Origin of the sequence: Bacillus sp. Xin1, from assembly GCF_013314535.1 — a bacterium.
GTDB lineage: Bacteria > Bacillota > Bacilli > Bacillales > Bacillaceae_G > Bacillus_A.
The window spans coordinates 1-17,412 of record NZ_JABUAE010000059.1 but is presented as its reverse complement, the minus strand read 5'-3'; the positions used below and the strand labels follow the sequence as shown (position 1 = coordinate 17,412).

Below are 17,412 nucleotides of genomic sequence, written 5' to 3'. Positions count from 1 at the left end.
GTATTCACTTGGTGTTGAATATTATATTATTAAACCGATTAACCGGATTGAAGTATTAACAGTCGTTCAGAAAGTCGTCGAACGAATCCGATTGGAAAAATCGATAAAAAACATTCAAGAATCGCGCAATATGGTGCTTAAATTGGATAGTGATCAAAGTACGCAGGAAAGTGAAAGCAGAAGTAAAGATTTAATGGACATGCTGGATTATTTATATTAATACGAACAAGGTAAAACGTTTGTACAAGGTTTTCCTCATCTAAAAGAGATTTTTATACATTTAGCTCAAAAAAGACTTGGAGAATCAGCCGAAGAGGTCGAATTAAAAAGATCGATTGAACCCTTCAAACAATGGATTAGAAGGACTATTTATCAATCCTTTGGACTTACAGATTTTTCAAACCCGAAGTTTGAAAAGTAAGCTTCTAGTTTTTTTGATTTTACAACCGTAAGGAAAAAGATGACGGAGTTGAATAATGAGCCAACATTACCTACTCGTATAAATACGAAAAAATTTATTCGGGTTCTTTATTTTGAAGCGAAACGGATACACTTGGAACTGCGATGACGGACTCTTGTTAATTCTTAAACTGAAATGAAGGGCTTATTTTGTTTTATTACCTCGATAGCGATGGGTAGCACCCCCAATTATTCGTAATTTTCATTGACAGGAATTATCTTAGTAACTATCATTAGTTGATGATAATGATTTTCAATTTCATTATTTTTTATTAATTTTAAGGGGGAAGTATTTACTAATGTTTAGAGAGAAAAGGAAAATCGGTATATTACTATCAGCAATGATTCTACTGCTGTCTATTGTCTTTGTGGGTTGTACACCACAAAATAATGAGCAGGAAGCTAAAAAAGAAACGAGTAATACAGAAAAAACTCTCGCTTTGTCTTGGCCAAGGGATATAGGAGAGATGAATCCGCATGTTTACAATCCTTCGCAATTGATTGCACAAGCGATGATTTACGAGCCATTGGTTAGCTATAAAGAAGGCGGTAAGCTGGAACCAGCGCTTGCTGAATCATGGACAATATCTGAGGACGGCAAGGAATATACTTTTGAACTTCGTCAAAATGTAAAATTCTCTGACGGAACCGCTTTTAATGCGAATATCATGAAAAAGAATTTTGATGCGATTATGAAAAATGTGAAAATACATAGCTGGCTAGGATTAATCAACATGATTAATAAGACTGAGGCAGTAAATGATTCTACCTTTAAAATTACATTAAAGCAGGCTTATTATCCAACATTGCAGGAGTTAGCGGTAGTCCGTCCAGTACGCTTTTTAGGTGAAGCAGGCTTCCCGGATGATGGTGATACTTCAAAAAGAGTGAAGAAACCTATTGGAACAGGCCCATGGATGCTAGAGGAATATAAGAAGGATGAATATGCGGTATTTACTCGCAACCCGAATTATTGGGGTAAAAGTCCGAATATTGAAAAAATTATAATTAAAACAATTCCTGATGCAGAGACGAGAGTGCTTGCTTTCGAAAAAGGTGAACTCGATTTAATTTATGGAGAAGGCGCTATTAGTTTAGATGCTTTTAAACAATTAAAAGAGTCAGGAAAATATAAAACAAGTATTTCTGAACCTGTTGCAACAAGACAGTTGGTTATGAACACGACAAAAGAGCAGCTTTCTGACATCAAAGTACGTTTAGCGCTTCAATATGGTTTTAACAAGCAAGCGATGGTAGAAGGAGTGACTTCTGGACTGGAAGAGAAGGCAGACAATATTTTGGCTCCAAACCTCCTATATACCAATATTAAAACAACACCTATTAAGTATGACGTAGAAAAAGCGAAGAAGTATTTAGAAGAAGCAGGATGGAAGCTGCCATCCGGAAAACGTGTTCGAGAGAAAGATGGTAAAGCATTGGAGCTGGAGTTGATGTATGATAAATCAAACCAAATCCAAAAGGCGATGGCAGAAGCCCTTCAAGCTGAGTGGGCGATGATAGGTGTTAAGCTGAATATTACTGGTGTTGAGCTGCCTGTTCAAGTAAAACGGTTTGGCGAAAATGATTTTGATTTGAACTTCTACAGTAACTATGGAGCTCCATATGATCCACATACCTTCCTTAACATTGTTTCAATGGACGGCTTTGGATTCTCAGATGCTTTGTCAAACTTGCCAGTGAAGCAACAGCTTGATCAACAAATAAAAGAAGTATTTGCCTCGACGGATGAGAAAAAGCGAAAAGAATTATACAACACTATCCTACAGACATTGCAGGACCAAGCAGCAATCGTGCCAATTTCTTATATTAAGAAAACAGCTGTGTACCAAAAGGATGTAACTAGCTTTGAATTCCCGGCAAATCGTGATGATCATCCATTCACTGGAATTAGCATTAATAACTAGGAAACGGAAGGATGAGAAATAATGGGTAGCTATATTATCAAACGATTTCTTGCCATCATTCCTATTTTTCTCTTTGCAACACTTCTTACTTTTTTATTGATTCATCTGTCGCCGGTCGACCCTGCTGAAGCATATTTGGCAGCTGCCCATATTCAGCCGACAGCTGAGATGTTAGAACAAAAAAGACAGGAGTTTGGTTTAGATCAGCCACTGTTTGTGCAATATATTCAATCTCTTATTAAGATATGCCAACTTGATTTTGGTATATCTTATCTTTCTAACAAGCCAGTTTGGCAGGAGGTTGTGTACCGGATGCCTACGACGATCCAGCTCGCCTTTAGTAGTATTTTCGTAGCTGTACTCGTTAGTGTGCCGATCGGATTTTTAGCTGCAGTGAAGAAAAATGGTGTAGTGGACCAGTTTAGTCGAGTTCTGGCTTTTTTCGGTGCTTCAATTCCGCAGTTTTGGCTCGGTTATTTATTAATTTATTTGTTTGCAGTGAAGTTTAATCTGTTTCCTGTGGAGGGGACAGGAACGTGGATGCACTTGATTCTTCCATCCGTAACACTGGCTTTGCCGCTCATTGCGATTTATACTCGTTTGCTACGCATAAGTGTACTAGAGAATTTGCAAGATTCGTATGTCTTATATGCGAGGACAAGGGGGATTCATGAGCGTGTCATTCTGATAAAGCATGTATTGAGAATTGCAATTTTACCAATGATTACAGGAATTGGGATGAATTTTGGGAAGCTACTGACTGGAACGATTATTGTTGAGTCCGTTTTTTCGTGGCCTGGGTTTGGACGTTATTTTATTGAGGCAATTTTTAACCGGGATATACCAGTCATCCAATGCTATGTGTTTCTTGCGGCCTGTCTATTTATTTTATGTAATCTGATTGTGGATATTGTGCAAATGTATATGGACCCGCGGGTTTCTTGGAAAGGAGGAACGGACTAATGATTGCAAGTATAAGAGGTGTTTTCAAGCATCAAATCATCATTGTAGTCTGCTCATTCACTTTAATCGTTCTTTTTATCCTTACGATTTTGGCTCCGTGGATTTCTCCGCATGATCCCATTCAAGTGAATTTAGCATTAAAACTAAAGCAGCCTTCCATAGAATATCCGTTGGGTACTGATTATTTAGGACGGTGTAATCTGTCTCGTCTTTTACATGGTGGTCGTATTTCTTTAGGGATTGCATCTTTAATTTTTATTTCTTCCTTAGGGATTGGTTTGCTTATCGGAACTTTTGCTGGTTACAAGGGCGGCAGGATTGATCTTATATTAATGAGATTTTGTGAGGGAGTGATGGCCTTCCCGAATCTTGTACTCATACTTGGACTTGTAGGAATATTCGGTCCAGGAATGAAACAGGTAATTTTGGCAATGGTGCTTGTGCAGTGGGTGTATTACGCGAGGATGTTCCGAGGCTTAGTACTCAGTTTAAAGGAGCATAATTTTATTACAGCTGCGAGAATAAACGGATCTTCACAATGGAAAATTATTAGACGACATATTATCCCGAATGTACTTCCTCCTATTGTCGTGATGGGGACACTTGAAATGGGGTGGGCTATTATGGATATTTCCGCTCTGTCGTTTTTAGGACTAGGTATTCAGCCACCTACACCTGAGTGGGGTGCTATGATTCATGAAGGGAAATCGTATATACGAAGTAATCCAGAGTTAATGATATATCCAGGTGTAATGATTATGCTCGTTGTTATCACTTTTAATATATTGGGAGAAGTTTTATCAGATCGGTTTGGGGCAAAACGACGTTTTTAAAAAGGAGTGAGACAATTGATAGAAAAACAGCGTAATGTTTTGGAGGTAAGTGACCTGCATGTAAAGGTAAAGACCCCCACTGGAACAATCCCCTTAGTGCAGGATATCCATTTTGAACTAAAGCCTGGGCGTGTGCTCGGGCTTGTTGGAGAAAGTGGCAGCGGCAAAACCGTTACTTCCTTGTCACTTCTGCAACTGCTAGATCGTAAAACAACAAGTATAGAAGGTAGTATACGATTGCACGATAGAGAACTAAATGAGCTGAGTGCGAAGGAGATGCGACGGATTCGAGGGAAAGAGATTGCCCTTATTATGCAAAATCCAATGAATGCTTTTACCCCTGTATATACGATTGGAAACCAATTCATTGAAACGATTCGCACTCATACTGCTTTAACAAAGAAAGAAGCATTTGAACTGGCTGTGAACTCTTTACATGATGTAAATTTGCCAAATCCTTTAGATGTTATGCGTAGATACCCATTTCAGCTAAGTGGAGGAATGCTACAGCGGGTAATGATTGCTATTTCCCTATGCCTGCGGCCATCTGTAATTATTGCTGATGAGCCAACAACAGCGCTAGATGTGACAAACCAACTGCAGGTGCTGCAGCAGTTGGATTTTATTCGTTCGGAGTATGGTACGTCTATCCTATTAATTTCTCATGATTTAGGAGTTATTTCGGAACTAGCTGACGATGTCATTGTGATGCAGTATGGACGAATTGTAGAAAAAGCAGACGTTTATCAGCTATTTGATCATCCACAGCATGAGTATACGAAAAAGTTGCTTCATGCTCGACCGACGCTGCAATTTAACGAAAGATCTCAGGATTTTCTAACATTATTGAAGTAGCATTATTATCCTAAAAACAGGGAGTGAGCCCATGAGTTTACTGCAGGTTAAGAACGTAACACATATGTATGGTTCCTATAATTTGTTTGGCAGAACGGATCAACGAAAAGAAGTACTTTCCAACGTTTCTATTTCGATAGAGCCAGGAATGTGTCTCGGTCTTCTCGGAACAAGCGGAGCTGGGAAAAGTACGCTGGGAAAAGTAATCCTTGGATTGGAGAAACCGCAAAAGGGACAAGTTCTGTTTCAGGGACATGATTTTTATAACATAGACCGTACCACCCGTAAACGGCTTCGTCGTGATCTTCAGGTAGTGTTTCAAGATTGCTACTCTTCGGTAAATCCACGAATGACTGCGGAACAAATTATTAGGGAACCGTTACAAAACTATGAAAGAATGTCCCAGGATGAACAGAGGCGGACCGTTGGAGAGTTACTAGAAAGAGTTGGTCTGAATCGTGAGGATATGCGAAAGTACCCTCATCAGTTTAGCGGGGGACAGCTGCAAAGAATTAATATTGCGAGAGCGATTTCCTTAAAACCGAAGCTAATTGTATTAGACGAGGCGGTAAGTGGTTTGGATATGGTCAACCAAACAAACATTTTAAACTTGTTGAGTGAGTTGAAGTCAGCTTTTGGTCTCTCATACCTTTTTATTACACATGATATAAAAGCTGCCTATTTTATATCTGATGCTTTGGCTGTGATGGAGAGAGGAGAAGTAGTTGAGCTATGCGAAAATAAAGACCAGTTTTTCACCTCGCGGCACCCCGTTGCGCAAACTTTGCTCTCGTCCATTCTTTCCGAGCATCCCCGTTACCGTTCTCTTTCTGGAGGGGGCATTACTCCCATCCTCTGGTATGAGAGATGAGGGAGGAAAACTATGAATCATCGATTCTATCTTACGTTAGCCATTCCCTTGATTATTTCAACTATAATAACCCCTTTATTAGGGGCTGTAGATATAGCAGCTGTCTGACCCTGCTTATATTGGGGCAGTGGTTGTAGGAACCATCATTTTTAATACGATGTATTGGTTATTGGTTTTTTTGCGAGTGAGTACATCGGGATTTGCTGCTCAAGCGTATGGAGCAAACGATGATATGCAAGGGGTTTTAGCCCTAACAAGACCATTTGCAGCGGCAATTGTAGTAGGGATTATTTTTATTCTTCTGCGGCACCCTGTCGAATATTTATTTTTAACCTTAATAAACCCGGAGTCTGACGTTCGTATGTTGACATCTGATTATTTTAGTATTCGTATATGGGGTGTTCCGTTTGCTTTAATGAATTACGTTACCCTCGGATGGTTAATGGGGATGTCTAAGGTTAAAATTTCTTTAATGATACAAGTTTCTATGAATCTTATGAATATTATTCTAGCCCTATTATTTGTCAACGTATTCTCTTGGACATTGTCTGGCATAGCTGCAGCAACCTTAATATCGGAAATAATGGCCTTTATGATAGGTATCATCATTATATGGAAGGCTGTTCCTTTTATATGTAAGCAGCTTCCTTTAAAAGAAATTTTTAATCTTGCTTAGTTCAAAAAAATGATGAGCTTTAACCGCGATTTATTCTCATTTATTTTATTTTTGCACCAGAACCGAATATAGCATACATATAATAAGGGAATGCAGTATAGATCAGTATACAAGCATTCCCTTATTATATGTATTTTAGTTTATTTCACTTACAGCTTTTTCTATATTCAGAATACCATTTCCATATTCAAAAGAAATACCTATAGGTATAGTGGTCTTTTTTAAGATATTTTCCACTTCTATGTTGGTAAGTTCTGGTTTTCTTTCTAATAATAAAGATATACTTCCTGTTACATAAGCAGCAGCCATTGAAGTACCACTTTTTATTGTATATTTTTGTTTTGGTGAAGTACTTAAAATTTTTTCTCCAGGAGCCATTATATCTATTTTGTTTCCTTGACTTGATGCAAACCATCTTTGTTTTTGTTTATTTACAGCTCCCACTGAAATAACATTTTTGTATTTTGCCGGATAAGTTATAGTATCTTCATCAAAAAAACCTGTATTACCAGCTGATGCAACTAAAATAATATTTTTTTCATGAGCTTTATTTATAGCACTTTCTAAAGCATCCGATTTTTGATATCCTCCGAAACTCATTGAAATAATCCTTATGTTATTTTTTATACACCATTCAATTGCTTGAATGATGTTGCTGTATTTTCCATTTTCTTTTTTGTCAAGAACTTTTAAAGAATAAATTTTTGAAGATGGTGCGATACCTACAACGCCAATTGAATTATCTTTTGCACCTATAATTCCTGAGATATGTGTTCCATGATCACTTTCATCAGTATAGCCATTTGTACCTTCTATAAATGTAATACTTCTTCTGATATTTATGTCTGTATGATTCATATCGACACCTGTATCTAATATGGCAATAGATATATTTTTCCCTGTTAAACCGGTATTATTTTTAATCGACGGAATATTAAGGAAATCAATTCCCCAATCATTTTTTTGCTCTAAAGCTTTAACATTTTGATTTATTTCTATACTTTTTATTTTGGGATTTTGTATCAATTCTTTAATCCTACTTTTTGAAATTTGTACGTTTGCTATATTTTCAAAATATGCTTCTTTCATTATTCCTGTGCACTCTTCTATAAGTTTAGGATCTACTTTTTCTTTGAATGTTATCAAATAATTTGTTTCATCTTCTTTACTGGATGCTAAACTTTGTACTGGAGAAAATATTATACAGATAAGTATAAGTGATATATATATAAATGTTTTTTTCATACATTTAAACCTCTAAAGTGTTTTTTATTTTTTACGTATTTGTCTAATATTAAATCTATTAATACCATAATAATGGATATAATTAATGAACCTATCATTGTTAGATGTAAGTCTTTGATAAATTTTTCAGTAATTAAATAGAAAGTAATTGTGTATATAAATATTGATCCTATGATACTTATAACTTGAGGTAATTTAAAATACTTAGAAAAACCAGTAAAGAAACCTTTAAAGAATATTTCGAATATAAAAGTTATTCCTATCGATAATATAGATAGTAAAAGAATGTCATACAAATTTTTTGATTTTAATAAGTGAGGAAAAAGATTTTCTATTCCTAGACAAATAATAAATAGTATTATAGATGGAATAATCGTAAGTAAAATTATTACAAATGAACCGACAAAGGCTGATAATATAGTTAAAAACAAACTTTCTTCATTTTTTGTTTGTTTAGAGCTGTTTTTGTCGAGGATATAGTAAAAAAACCCTAATATAATGAATGATATTAATAACATTGCTAAGAAAATTTTCATAAAATCACCTATCCATTATTTCATTTATACAAAAAAGATTCAGTGTATGCTGAATCTTTTTTGTATAATAAATTATAAACCAAAGAATAATACAATCCAATGTGCAATTATAGCGGCATCACCTGGAGGAATTCCTAAACTCACTAAAAATGATGCTAATGCCCATTCTTGAACATCTCCAGCTTTTTCAATCCAGTTAGCAATTTTATTAAGGTTGTTTGATAGAATCTTAGAAGCTTTAGGTGAAATTTTGTTACCTAATTTTGATACTAGCCATCCTGCTTTTCTAATAGCTTGCGCGGCTAATTTTGTTTTCCATCCTTGTGCTGAAACATCTCCTTCAGTAGCTGTTTGTGTTATTGGTGCTGGAGTTTTTGTTTGGGCGTTAAGATTAGATGTGTTTTCTGCTGCAAAAGATGTTGTAGGTAAAGTTGTAGCTAATACTGAAAAAGCTAATGCCCCACCTAGAACTTTAGTTTTAATTGACACTTTAAAATTCCTCCCCTATGTTGTGATACGTAACAGAATTAAAATAAAAATCTTGTACAAGTTTTAATCCCATTACAGTTTACATGCAAATATTATCATGAAAGCATTTTTTTAGATATTGAATAAAAATTATATATTTAGCATAAATATAACATTTATAAAGTTATATTTCTTTTTATATTCTTTAAATCTCATAAATAATCATGTATATATATATATGTATATACATGATTATTTACTTGTTAATTCAATAAAAGATTCTGTATTTTATTAATTAAATACAGAATCTTTTAAGTTTTTTGATCATAACACAGGAATGTCTAGTATATTATCTTTTTCTTCTATGTTAATTCTAATATAGTTAAGTGTGACTTGTGATGTACTATGATTTAAAATTTCTTGCAACATGGCTACATATTTGGTTTGTTTATAAAATCAATAGCCGAAGGTTTTTCGCATGGTGTGAGTACCAATAGATTCTACACTGACAAAGTCTCCGGCTTTTTGCCAATGTCTCATTCATGTTAGTTTGTTTACGGAATTGTTCCGGTGTCATATAAAACATATCTTTAAATGCACGAGTGAGCGCTTCTTGAGACTCGAACTGATATTTTGTGGCAAGCTCTACGATTCTTATGTTTGAATAAAACAATTCGTTAGCCGAATGAGTTAGCCTTCGCCTCCTTACATACTCGTTAATAGAACTTTTTAATGAATTTAAATATTCAATGGAAATGATAAGGAGAATAATCGATAAACCGTGCTACTTCCTCTGTCATCAATTCTTCCTGTAGGCAATCTTCAATATTGTCAATCACTTTTTTACCGAATATCTGTAATCCATTTCAAGTCCTCCTAGGTAATAAGATAACAGTATTATAGATCTAATTTTTTAGTTTTGTTTTGATATTTTTGGTGGTTTGTAAGGTTAAACTACCGCCACATTACTTGAATAGGTTAATTTCTCGTTCTGTAACAATTGTCCAATTTACATTTTTTCTTTTCCAGTAATCTTTTCAGCGTCCGTTTGGATAAGTTTTCCTTTTCTATACTAATCGCGCACTTTTTTTAGAATCATACTGCCAGTATGTCCAAGTTTAGGAGAATACTTGCAAGACTCTTGAAATTTTTGCATCAGAACCTATTTTTCTAATATTTAATTTTTAAAAAAATCTGTCTTTTTTGGTTAGATTTTGTAGTATTGATTGTAAATTAAATATACATTTCTATTAGAATTTGTTCGACAGCAATTCAAATGATGATTGTTTTACTTACATTTATATAGATGGTGGTTCACTTGAAGTGCCTGATATCAGCATTTTTAGAAGTATGGCATTGGAATCACAACAGAAGAGTCTATTTAAAATATTTGTTCATATTTTTAAATAGTATTTTCCATTTCATAATTATGAGGTGATAATTTAGCGACTATTTTTCTTAAGAATGAAAACTATCGGACGAAAGGACAGTCTATATTAAAGTTTTCCAAAAGTATAACTAGATTATAATTTGAATATTTTTATGTATATTATGTATTAGTAAAAAAGGGTGATAAATGCCGGGTCTTAAGAAAATTAACAAAAAATCACTTGATCACTATTGATTATCATCAGAGCGGATTGTTACAAACATGTAAAGGACATGTTCATAACCTTAATTTACACCAACAAACCCTTTCTTTATAAACTGTCTTCTCCATCCAATTATCTGATATCAAAAAAATCATTAAAGATTCCTGAGATAATGCAAAATGGAAAATAGATTTCATGTAAAAGAAGTATTTAAAAAAGGGTTTTGATGCAAAAACTTAGAAACAAGTGAAGGACCGTGCATCTGCTGGTATCATGTGTTGATTTCAAAGGGAATACCATTAATTTTCACCTTAATAAAACGAGAGATATCAAAGCAGTCAAGTGCTTTTTTAAGAAACCTTGGCTGCTTTTCATGGTTCAAAACTTTTAAGGAGAGGAAAGTATGGGTGAATTGCATTTTATGAGTCTAGAAGAACTGAATAATGAATTGAACAAATCCGATAGTGGTGTTTATTTAATTACAGACTATAACGACAACATTGTTTATGTAGGCAAGGCTTTTAGTATAAAGAGTAGAGTTTCAGCTCATTTTAACAGTTATTCCAACACTAAGGAGTATGCACATTTATTTAATAAAGTAGCGTACCTCATTGAAGATAGTATATTAAAACGTTCTTTATTACAGATTACTTATATGATTAAATATAAAACAGTATTAAACAAAGAAGTTCAAAAGGAATTCCCAAAATTATATAATCAATACATTAAACAGACAAATAAAAAATCCATGTTATTAGAAATTGATGAAGATAGAGAAAAAAGGAAAATAAAAAATGTAGCAAGAGATATAGAAAAAAGGGAACGACAAGAAGTTAAACTACAAAAAATTGAAATAGAAAAACAACATCAGTCTGCATTGGAATTAAAAGAACTGCAGAAGAAAAGGACCAGAGAAAGAGATAAGTTAAAGAATGACTTAGTAAAATTAGTTGGTGGAAAAACTATGTTTTATGACATAATTTCTTTGTTAGACGATGGGTATAACCATCATGTCCTCGCTAAAGTATTGAGCATAGAACTTCAAACATTAATTACAATTAAAGAATACCGAAACGATTTCCGTACACCACGTAATCATAAGAGGATGATAAAGCATCAAGATATAATGGATGCTTTATCTGGCAAAATGAATTTAAGAAATCTAAGGTTAAACCATTGACTTTAAAGTAGCAAATCTGCTGCTTTTTTTTATTTTATAAAGGGAATTACCGCGGGGGATTATTTCATTAAAAAAATGTTTTAAACTATAGAAAAAGGGTCCTGGTGCGAATATATGAAGTAGCCCAATTTCTCAATTTAATGCTAAGAAATTGGGCTACTTCATTACTTCAGAAAAGGAATAAGAATACTATAGGTTTTTATACTTCCATCAGTAATCATTTTTTAAAAGATTTTTAGAAATTTAAAGATGAAGTATTGTATACATGCAAGTATGATTAAAAATGAAAAGTTGTAAACACTGAATTTGATTAAATATTTTTTGCTCTCTTTACGGTTGGCCTGAATGAATAGTTTATAGGAGATTACACTGGCTAAAGATGCGATAATTGTTCCAAGTCCTCCGATATTTACTCCTAATAATAAGGGTTTCCAATCAGAAGTAAAGTTTGACAGGAGAATTGAAGCAGGAAAATTGCTAATCAATTGACTCAAAAATATGGAACTAAAAAAGACTGATGTGTCTCCTCTTAAATTGGTGCGAGCAAATGTCTCCATTGCATTTGAGTTAGAAATATTTCCAATAAAAACAAAAAAACAGACAAAGGTTATCAAAAGAGAATAATCAATCTTAAATAGTAATTTTCTATTTAAAATAAATACTGTCACCAATGTAATTATTAGCGCAATGTAATAATTAATGACTCCAAAAATAGATGCAATAATAATGACAAGTATCAGGATCCAGATTGTAGCTTTTTTTCGATCCTCTATAGTAATAACAGGAAGTTCTATTTTTAATTCTGTTTTATGAAGTTTTTGAGTAAATATAAACAACAAACTGATGCCAAGCACAGCTAATAACAAGATTGAACCCAAAAATGGGATGAGCTTAATTCCATAGTAAGAATAGATGTACAAATTTTGTGGATTCCCCATAGGCATCAAGCTGCTTCCGATATTTGCCGCAATTGTCTGCAGGATTATTGTATCCATCATATTCATTTGTGTCTTTTTACTAATGACAAGTGTTATTGGTACAAAAGTGAGCAAAGCGACATCATTCGTTACAAACATGGAGCAAATGAAGCATAATAAAATCAGAATAACTGATATTGACCTGCTGTTATTGCATTTATTCAATATAGCAACGGCAAGTTTGTCTAATAATTTTAGCTCTTCAAAGGCCTTTATAGCTACCATTAGATTAAATAAGCTAACCAGCACTTCAAAGTTAATATATTCAAGCCTTGGCGAATATATAAAACAGCTTATCACTGCTAGTATCAGAGAAATGGTAAGCACTATATCCTTTTTTAAAAATAGAAATTTCATAAGGATTCTTTTTTTATTTTGGACGAATATTAATTCTCTCACAATGCACCACCTGTAATCTATGTTAATAGAAGGAAACGGAAGGGCAATCCTCACCCTAAATAAGCATTCTCTAATATATATCCAACAAAGGCCATAGATTGCAATAAGTTTAATAGCTTTTCTTGTCAAATAGTTGTACCATAATCTGGCCCTTAAATGGAATAATATGACTAACGTTTTCAAAAAACAACAATAATATAAGGTGTTTTTTATTTGTGGCTCCTGCAAAACACTTTATGACATATAGAAACAGGTTCTTAGCGTGACTGAAATAAGGAATTTTTTCTTTTAGAACCCTTAACGTTGGCCGGACCCCATTAGGGGGTTAGCTGAGAAAAACTCTTTTTTTTGTTAACTTATAATATCATATATAAACCAAATGTGATGTTTTTTGAAAATTTAGTGAAACAAGTTATCAAGCCTTGATTGGTTCTGTTGCAAAGATTTCTAAACTGAGATAACCTGTAGAAAAAGTGTAAGCAGGAGAATGATATATGGGGTATTTTAAAGGAAAACAGTTTAAAAAGGATATTATTTTAGTAGCCGTGGGCTACTATTGTCGTTTTTCTTTAAGCTATCGCGATGTATCTGAAATCCTAAGAGAACGTGGTGTCTCCGTTCATCCTACAACCATTATGCGCTGGGTTCATGAATATGGAAACCTTATCTATCAAATTTGGAAGAAGAAAAATAAAAACGTTCAATTATCTTGGAAACTAGATGAAACCTATATAAAAGTCAAAGGAAAATGGTGTTATTTATATCGTGCAATTGATAAAGATGGGCACACATTGGATATTCAACTTCGTAAAAAACGGGATCATCAGGCTGCCTATGCCTTTATAAAAAGATTGGTCAAAACGTTTGGAGAACCAGCGGCTCTCACTACAGACAAAGCACCAGCATTACTTTGCGCATTTAACAAATTAAGAAAACAAGGATTTTATCAAACTACAATCCATTGTACAATCAAGCATTTAAACAATCTTATTGAACAGGATCATCGGCATGTAAAAAGACGTTTTGTCAAACCCGCAGGATTTCAAAATCTTCGTCATGCTTCACGTACGATAAAAGGTATCGAGACTATTCATGCCCTATATAAACAAAGGCGAAGTCTTCAAAGAGACTCCGCCTTTTCAACGTACAATGAACTTCAACAATTACTAGCTATTTCCTAAACATTGTTCCTCATTTACCAACCTGTTTATGCTTTTTTCAAACTTTGCAACAGAACCCTATGATCAATTGCCGCATCCTAAAAATGGTATAAGAGAGTAAAAATGATAATTAATTTTCCATAAAGATGCATTTTAGTCGTTCTTGTTTGATATGTTGTCAATGAAAGAACAAATACGAAAAAACTGCCTTTCCAAACAAAATACCAAAAAAATTGCCAACCACTTGGCCAAGTGGTTGGCAATTTTTTGATTCTTTTTTAGTTTAGCGAGAATGCTTTTTGAATAGATGAATTGCTTTTTCAGGTACATAGAATTTGCCATTGCTTTCTACAACGACACTTCCTAATTCATAATCTTTTCCATCGATACGGATAATATTTTTATTAACAAATAATTGAGCTTCCACTTTATTATGTTTTACTACAAGCACTGGGTTTGCTACATCAGTCTTATCAATCGTTACAGTTGCACCAATTTGTTTAAAGGCTGATTCAGCATCTAAGAATAATTTGTTTGTTAATTCTCCTAAGTTAAAGCCCATTGCTTTGGCCATTGTCTTCGCAATATCCGTATTTTGGACTAAACCGTATGGCTTTTGGGGACCGTAAGAATATAAGAATACATCTTCACCTGTATGACCACCTGTTGTAAAACCGATGTTTGCACGATTTGCCAATAATTTAGTAAAGATTGGACCTACATCCGCTTTCTTTTGTACAACTTTTAACTTTTCTTTTTCATCATCAGTTAAGTTGTCTAAACCGTAAAGTGCAGCTACCTCTTCTACATTAGATAAATCATCTTTTAGTTTATTTGTAGTACCTTCAAGTGTCATTTTTGCCTTTTTCAATGGATCAATGTAAGCAGATACCGGTGTGGTATCATATCCTTTAGTGGTATTGCTGTTACCAATGGAAATACCGCTGTTACCATGGTCTGCTACAGCAATGACCATAGTGTTCCCATCTTTTTTCGCAAACTCTAACGCTTCTGCAACCGCAGCATCAAATGCCAATACATCGCTAATCATCCCGATTGGGTCATTTGCATGTGCTGCCCAATCAGGCTTACTGCCTTCTACGAATAAGAAGAAGCCGTCTTTATCTTTTGATAATGTTTGAATTGCTTTGTCCGTCATCTGGGAAAGCGTTGGCTGTTCTGGATTGGTTGCTTCACGATCCATATCGAACGCAAGTGCAGTATTAGAGAAAGAACCCCAGATTTTATCGGATTTAGAGTTTAATAGGGCATCCTTTGTTTCGACAAAGTCGTAACCTTTGTCTTGAATCACTTTTACTAGATCTTCGTTGTCTTTACGAATTCCATTGCTTGCCGCAGGCTGAAGTGCTGCCTTTCCTCCACCTAATACAACTTCCATATTTTGATAGACTTGCTGTTCACCAAGCACTTCAAAATTATTGCGGTTACCATGGTGGGCAGAGAAACCAGCCGGAGTAGCATGCTGAATTTCCGATGTAGCAATGATTCCTGTTGCGCGACCTGAACGTTTTGCGCCTTCTAAGACATTGGCAACCGGACGAAACTTGTCCTCTTCTTTGATTGGTTCTAAGCCAGGTGAATTCACAGCAGAAGGTAATACGCCCACGTAGCCTGAATTTGATTTATTTCCTGTCGCCAAAGCTGTTGCTGCCGGTGCTGAATCGGTAATAGCTGATTCAGCCGAATAAGTACGAACACCTCCTGATACGATTTGATCTAGTGCAAGAGGGGCACCTTTATACCATCGAGCCAATGTTGTGGCTGAAGAGCTTGTCCCATCCATAACCATCATAATTACATTTTTAGGTTGCTGTCCTGTTTTTTTTGCCTCGGCTTTTACCTCTTTATTATTCATCAGGATTCCTGCACCTAATGAACCTAGTGCTACAGTTCCCGCTAATGTTAAGCCTATCATCTTTTTACGAAGATTAGTCATTATTGTCCCTCCATAAGTTGTTTTCGACATAAATAAATTTAACATTCGTATGTAAACAAAGTTTGGATTATTTATTAACTTTATGTAAACTTATATATTTTCTTTTGCTTTTTTATCTATTCTGATTCCCTCAAAACCCTAGTTTATAAACAAAGGCTCTGTTGCAAAGTTTTCTAAATGAGGATACACTCTAGAAAAAAGAAGCCAGGAGAATCACAAATGCGATATTTTAAAGGGAAACAGTTCAAGAAAGATATTATTTTAGTAGCCGTGGGCTACTACTGTCGTTTTTCTTTAAGCTATCGCGATGTATCTGAACTTTTGAGAGAGCGTGGAATATCGGTTCATCAAACAACTATTATGCGTTGGGTTCATGAATATGGAAATTTGATTTATCAAATTTGGAAGGAGAAAAATAAATCAGCACATTCCGAATGGCATTTAGATGAAACCTACATCAAAGTCAAAGGAGAGTGGTGTTATCTCTATCATAAGATTGATCAAGAAGGGCACACCTTGGATATCCAACTTCGTAAAACAAGGAATCATCAAGCCGCCTATATGTTTATGAAAAGGTTAGTGAAAGCTTTTGGAGAACCAACGGTACTCACAACAGACAAGGCTCCTGCCCTACTTTGTGCGTTCAAAAAACTGAAAAATAACGGTTTTTATGTGCATACGAAACATTGCACCGTTAAGCATTTCAATAATCTCATCGAACAGGATCATAGACATATCAAGCGACGTTTTTCCAAATCAGCAGGATTTCAAAATCTTCGTCATGCTTCACGTACTTTGAAAGGAATCGAAACCATTCATGCTATATATAAACGAAACCGCAGTTTACAGCCAAACTACGGTTTTTCAACGTACAAGGAATTACACAAATTATTAGTCACTGCCTAAATAGTTCCCCTCGTTTATCAATAGCTGTTTCTGCTTTTTTAAACTTTGCAACAGAACTCTAATAGAAACGTATCTTTAATTTATAATGAATACTACAAAATCTAATCAAAAAGTACATGATTTTACAAAAAAATATTAAGTAGGTCGCGCCCCATGCCCATCAAGTCAACAAAACAGATTGCCCCCAAAACGAAAAAACTGTACATTTTCACCTGCAGATGCCAATTTTCTCGTTTTGAGGTATTTGCTTTTCTTAGGTTGATGACGATGTGGGGTACTACCCCTATATAAAAGAAAAAGATAAAATGGACAAATTCAAATAGGGATGAATTTGTCCATTTTGTTTGCTATTGATAGTGAGACATAATGTGAGTCAAATGTGATAAACTTAGTTTTTACTCTTTAGTTAG

The 17,412-nt window shown here is 34.6% G+C and carries 14 protein-coding genes and 4 pseudogenes; 11 read left to right on the top strand and 7 right to left on the bottom strand.

Annotated elements, in window-relative coordinates; translation table 11 throughout:
• The 7 genes and pseudogenes from HRG09_RS25620 to HRG09_RS25590 all read left to right on the top strand — a co-directional run.
• Positions 1 to 568: pseudogene (locus HRG09_RS25620) on the top strand (DNA-binding domain-containing protein); the annotation flags it as partial.
• Positions 569 to 758: 190 nt separating this feature from the next.
• Complete coding sequence (nikA, locus tag HRG09_RS25615; protein WP_174103644.1) at positions 759 to 2,384, top strand: nickel ABC transporter substrate-binding protein; 1,626 nt, start codon at positions 759 to 761, stop codon at positions 2,382 to 2,384.
• 21 nt (positions 2,385 to 2,405) lie between these two features.
• Entirely contained in the window at positions 2,406 to 3,347 is a 942-nt protein-coding gene (gene nikB / locus HRG09_RS25610) for a nickel ABC transporter permease subunit NikB (protein ID WP_174103643.1), read from the top strand.
• Positions 3,347 to 4,180: a nickel ABC transporter permease subunit NikC gene (nikC, locus tag HRG09_RS25605; protein WP_174103642.1), complete on the top strand. Its 834-nt coding sequence runs from the start codon at positions 3,347 to 3,349 to the stop codon at positions 4,178 to 4,180. Before nikB ends, nikC begins: the two co-directional genes overlap by 1 nt.
• Before the next feature lie 15 nt (positions 4,181 to 4,195).
• Positions 4,196 to 5,035 (top strand): nickel import ATP-binding protein NikD, encoded by an 840-nt coding sequence (gene nikD, locus HRG09_RS25600; RefSeq protein ID WP_174103641.1) that lies wholly within the window; start codon positions 4,196 to 4,198, stop codon positions 5,033 to 5,035.
• 31 nt (positions 5,036 to 5,066) lie between these two features.
• Complete coding sequence (gene nikE, locus HRG09_RS25595; protein WP_174103640.1) at positions 5,067 to 5,906, top strand: nickel import ATP-binding protein NikE; 840 nt, start codon at positions 5,067 to 5,069, stop codon at positions 5,904 to 5,906.
• A gap of 127 nt (positions 5,907 to 6,033) precedes the next feature.
• The gene (locus HRG09_RS25590) at positions 6,034 to 6,582 is read left to right on the top strand and encodes an MATE family efflux transporter (RefSeq protein ID WP_309232363.1); all 549 of its coding nucleotides are present in this window, start codon (positions 6,034 to 6,036) and stop codon (positions 6,580 to 6,582) included.
• A 135-nt stretch (positions 6,583 to 6,717) separates the two neighbouring features.
• Here the strand turns inward: HRG09_RS25590 and HRG09_RS25585 are convergent, their stop codons facing one another.
• The 5 genes and pseudogenes from HRG09_RS25585 to HRG09_RS29760 form a co-directional block, all read right to left on the bottom strand.
• Complete coding sequence (locus HRG09_RS25585) at positions 6,718 to 7,827, bottom strand: S8 family peptidase (RefSeq protein ID WP_174103639.1); 1,110 nt, start codon at positions 7,825 to 7,827, stop codon at positions 6,718 to 6,720.
• The gene (locus HRG09_RS25580; RefSeq protein ID WP_174103638.1) at positions 7,824 to 8,363 is read right to left on the bottom strand and encodes a hypothetical protein; all 540 of its coding nucleotides are present in this window, start codon (positions 8,361 to 8,363) and stop codon (positions 7,824 to 7,826) included. The genes HRG09_RS25585 and HRG09_RS25580 overlap by 4 nt, the downstream gene beginning before the upstream one ends.
• A 72-nt stretch (positions 8,364 to 8,435) precedes the next feature.
• Positions 8,436 to 8,852 (bottom strand): hypothetical protein, encoded by a 417-nt coding sequence (locus HRG09_RS25575; protein WP_174103637.1) that lies wholly within the window; start codon positions 8,850 to 8,852, stop codon positions 8,436 to 8,438.
• 303 nt (positions 8,853 to 9,155) lie between these two features.
• Positions 9,156 to 9,368 (bottom strand): annotated as a pseudogene (locus HRG09_RS29215) (tyrosine-type recombinase/integrase); the annotation flags it as partial.
• 25 nt (positions 9,369 to 9,393) lie between these two features.
• A pseudogene (locus HRG09_RS29760) lies at positions 9,394 to 9,552 on the bottom strand (helix-turn-helix domain-containing protein); the annotation flags it as partial.
• Between the two features lie 1,136 nt (positions 9,553 to 10,688).
• Between HRG09_RS29760 and HRG09_RS25565 the strand changes: the two are divergent.
• Positions 10,689 to 10,781: pseudogene (locus HRG09_RS25565) on the top strand (IS6 family transposase); the annotation flags it as partial.
• A 45-nt stretch (positions 10,782 to 10,826) separates the two neighbouring features.
• Positions 10,827 to 11,603 (top strand): GIY-YIG nuclease family protein, encoded by a 777-nt coding sequence (locus tag HRG09_RS25560; RefSeq protein WP_174103636.1) that lies wholly within the window; start codon positions 10,827 to 10,829, stop codon positions 11,601 to 11,603.
• A gap of 224 nt (positions 11,604 to 11,827) precedes the next feature.
• Here HRG09_RS25560 and HRG09_RS25555 read toward each other — a convergent pair whose 3' ends face one another.
• Positions 11,828 to 12,979 (bottom strand): SLC13 family permease, encoded by a 1,152-nt coding sequence (locus HRG09_RS25555; RefSeq protein ID WP_174103635.1) that lies wholly within the window; start codon positions 12,977 to 12,979, stop codon positions 11,828 to 11,830.
• A gap of 494 nt (positions 12,980 to 13,473) precedes the next feature.
• Here HRG09_RS25555 and HRG09_RS25550 point away from each other — a divergent pair, with 494 nt between their 5' ends.
• The gene (locus HRG09_RS25550; RefSeq protein WP_174103634.1) at positions 13,474 to 14,160 is read left to right on the top strand and encodes an IS6 family transposase; all 687 of its coding nucleotides are present in this window, start codon (positions 13,474 to 13,476) and stop codon (positions 14,158 to 14,160) included.
• A 262-nt stretch (positions 14,161 to 14,422) separates the two neighbouring features.
• Here the strand turns inward: HRG09_RS25550 and HRG09_RS25545 are convergent, their stop codons facing one another.
• Positions 14,423 to 16,096: an alkaline phosphatase gene (locus HRG09_RS25545; RefSeq protein ID WP_174103633.1), complete on the bottom strand. Its 1,674-nt coding sequence runs from the start codon at positions 16,094 to 16,096 to the stop codon at positions 14,423 to 14,425.
• 219 nt (positions 16,097 to 16,315) lie between these two features.
• On the opposite strand from HRG09_RS25545, the gene HRG09_RS25540 reads away from it, so the two are divergent.
• Entirely contained in the window at positions 16,316 to 17,002 is a 687-nt protein-coding gene (locus tag HRG09_RS25540) for an IS6 family transposase (RefSeq protein ID WP_174103632.1), read from the top strand.
• Positions 17,003 to 17,412 lie beyond the last annotated feature (410 nt).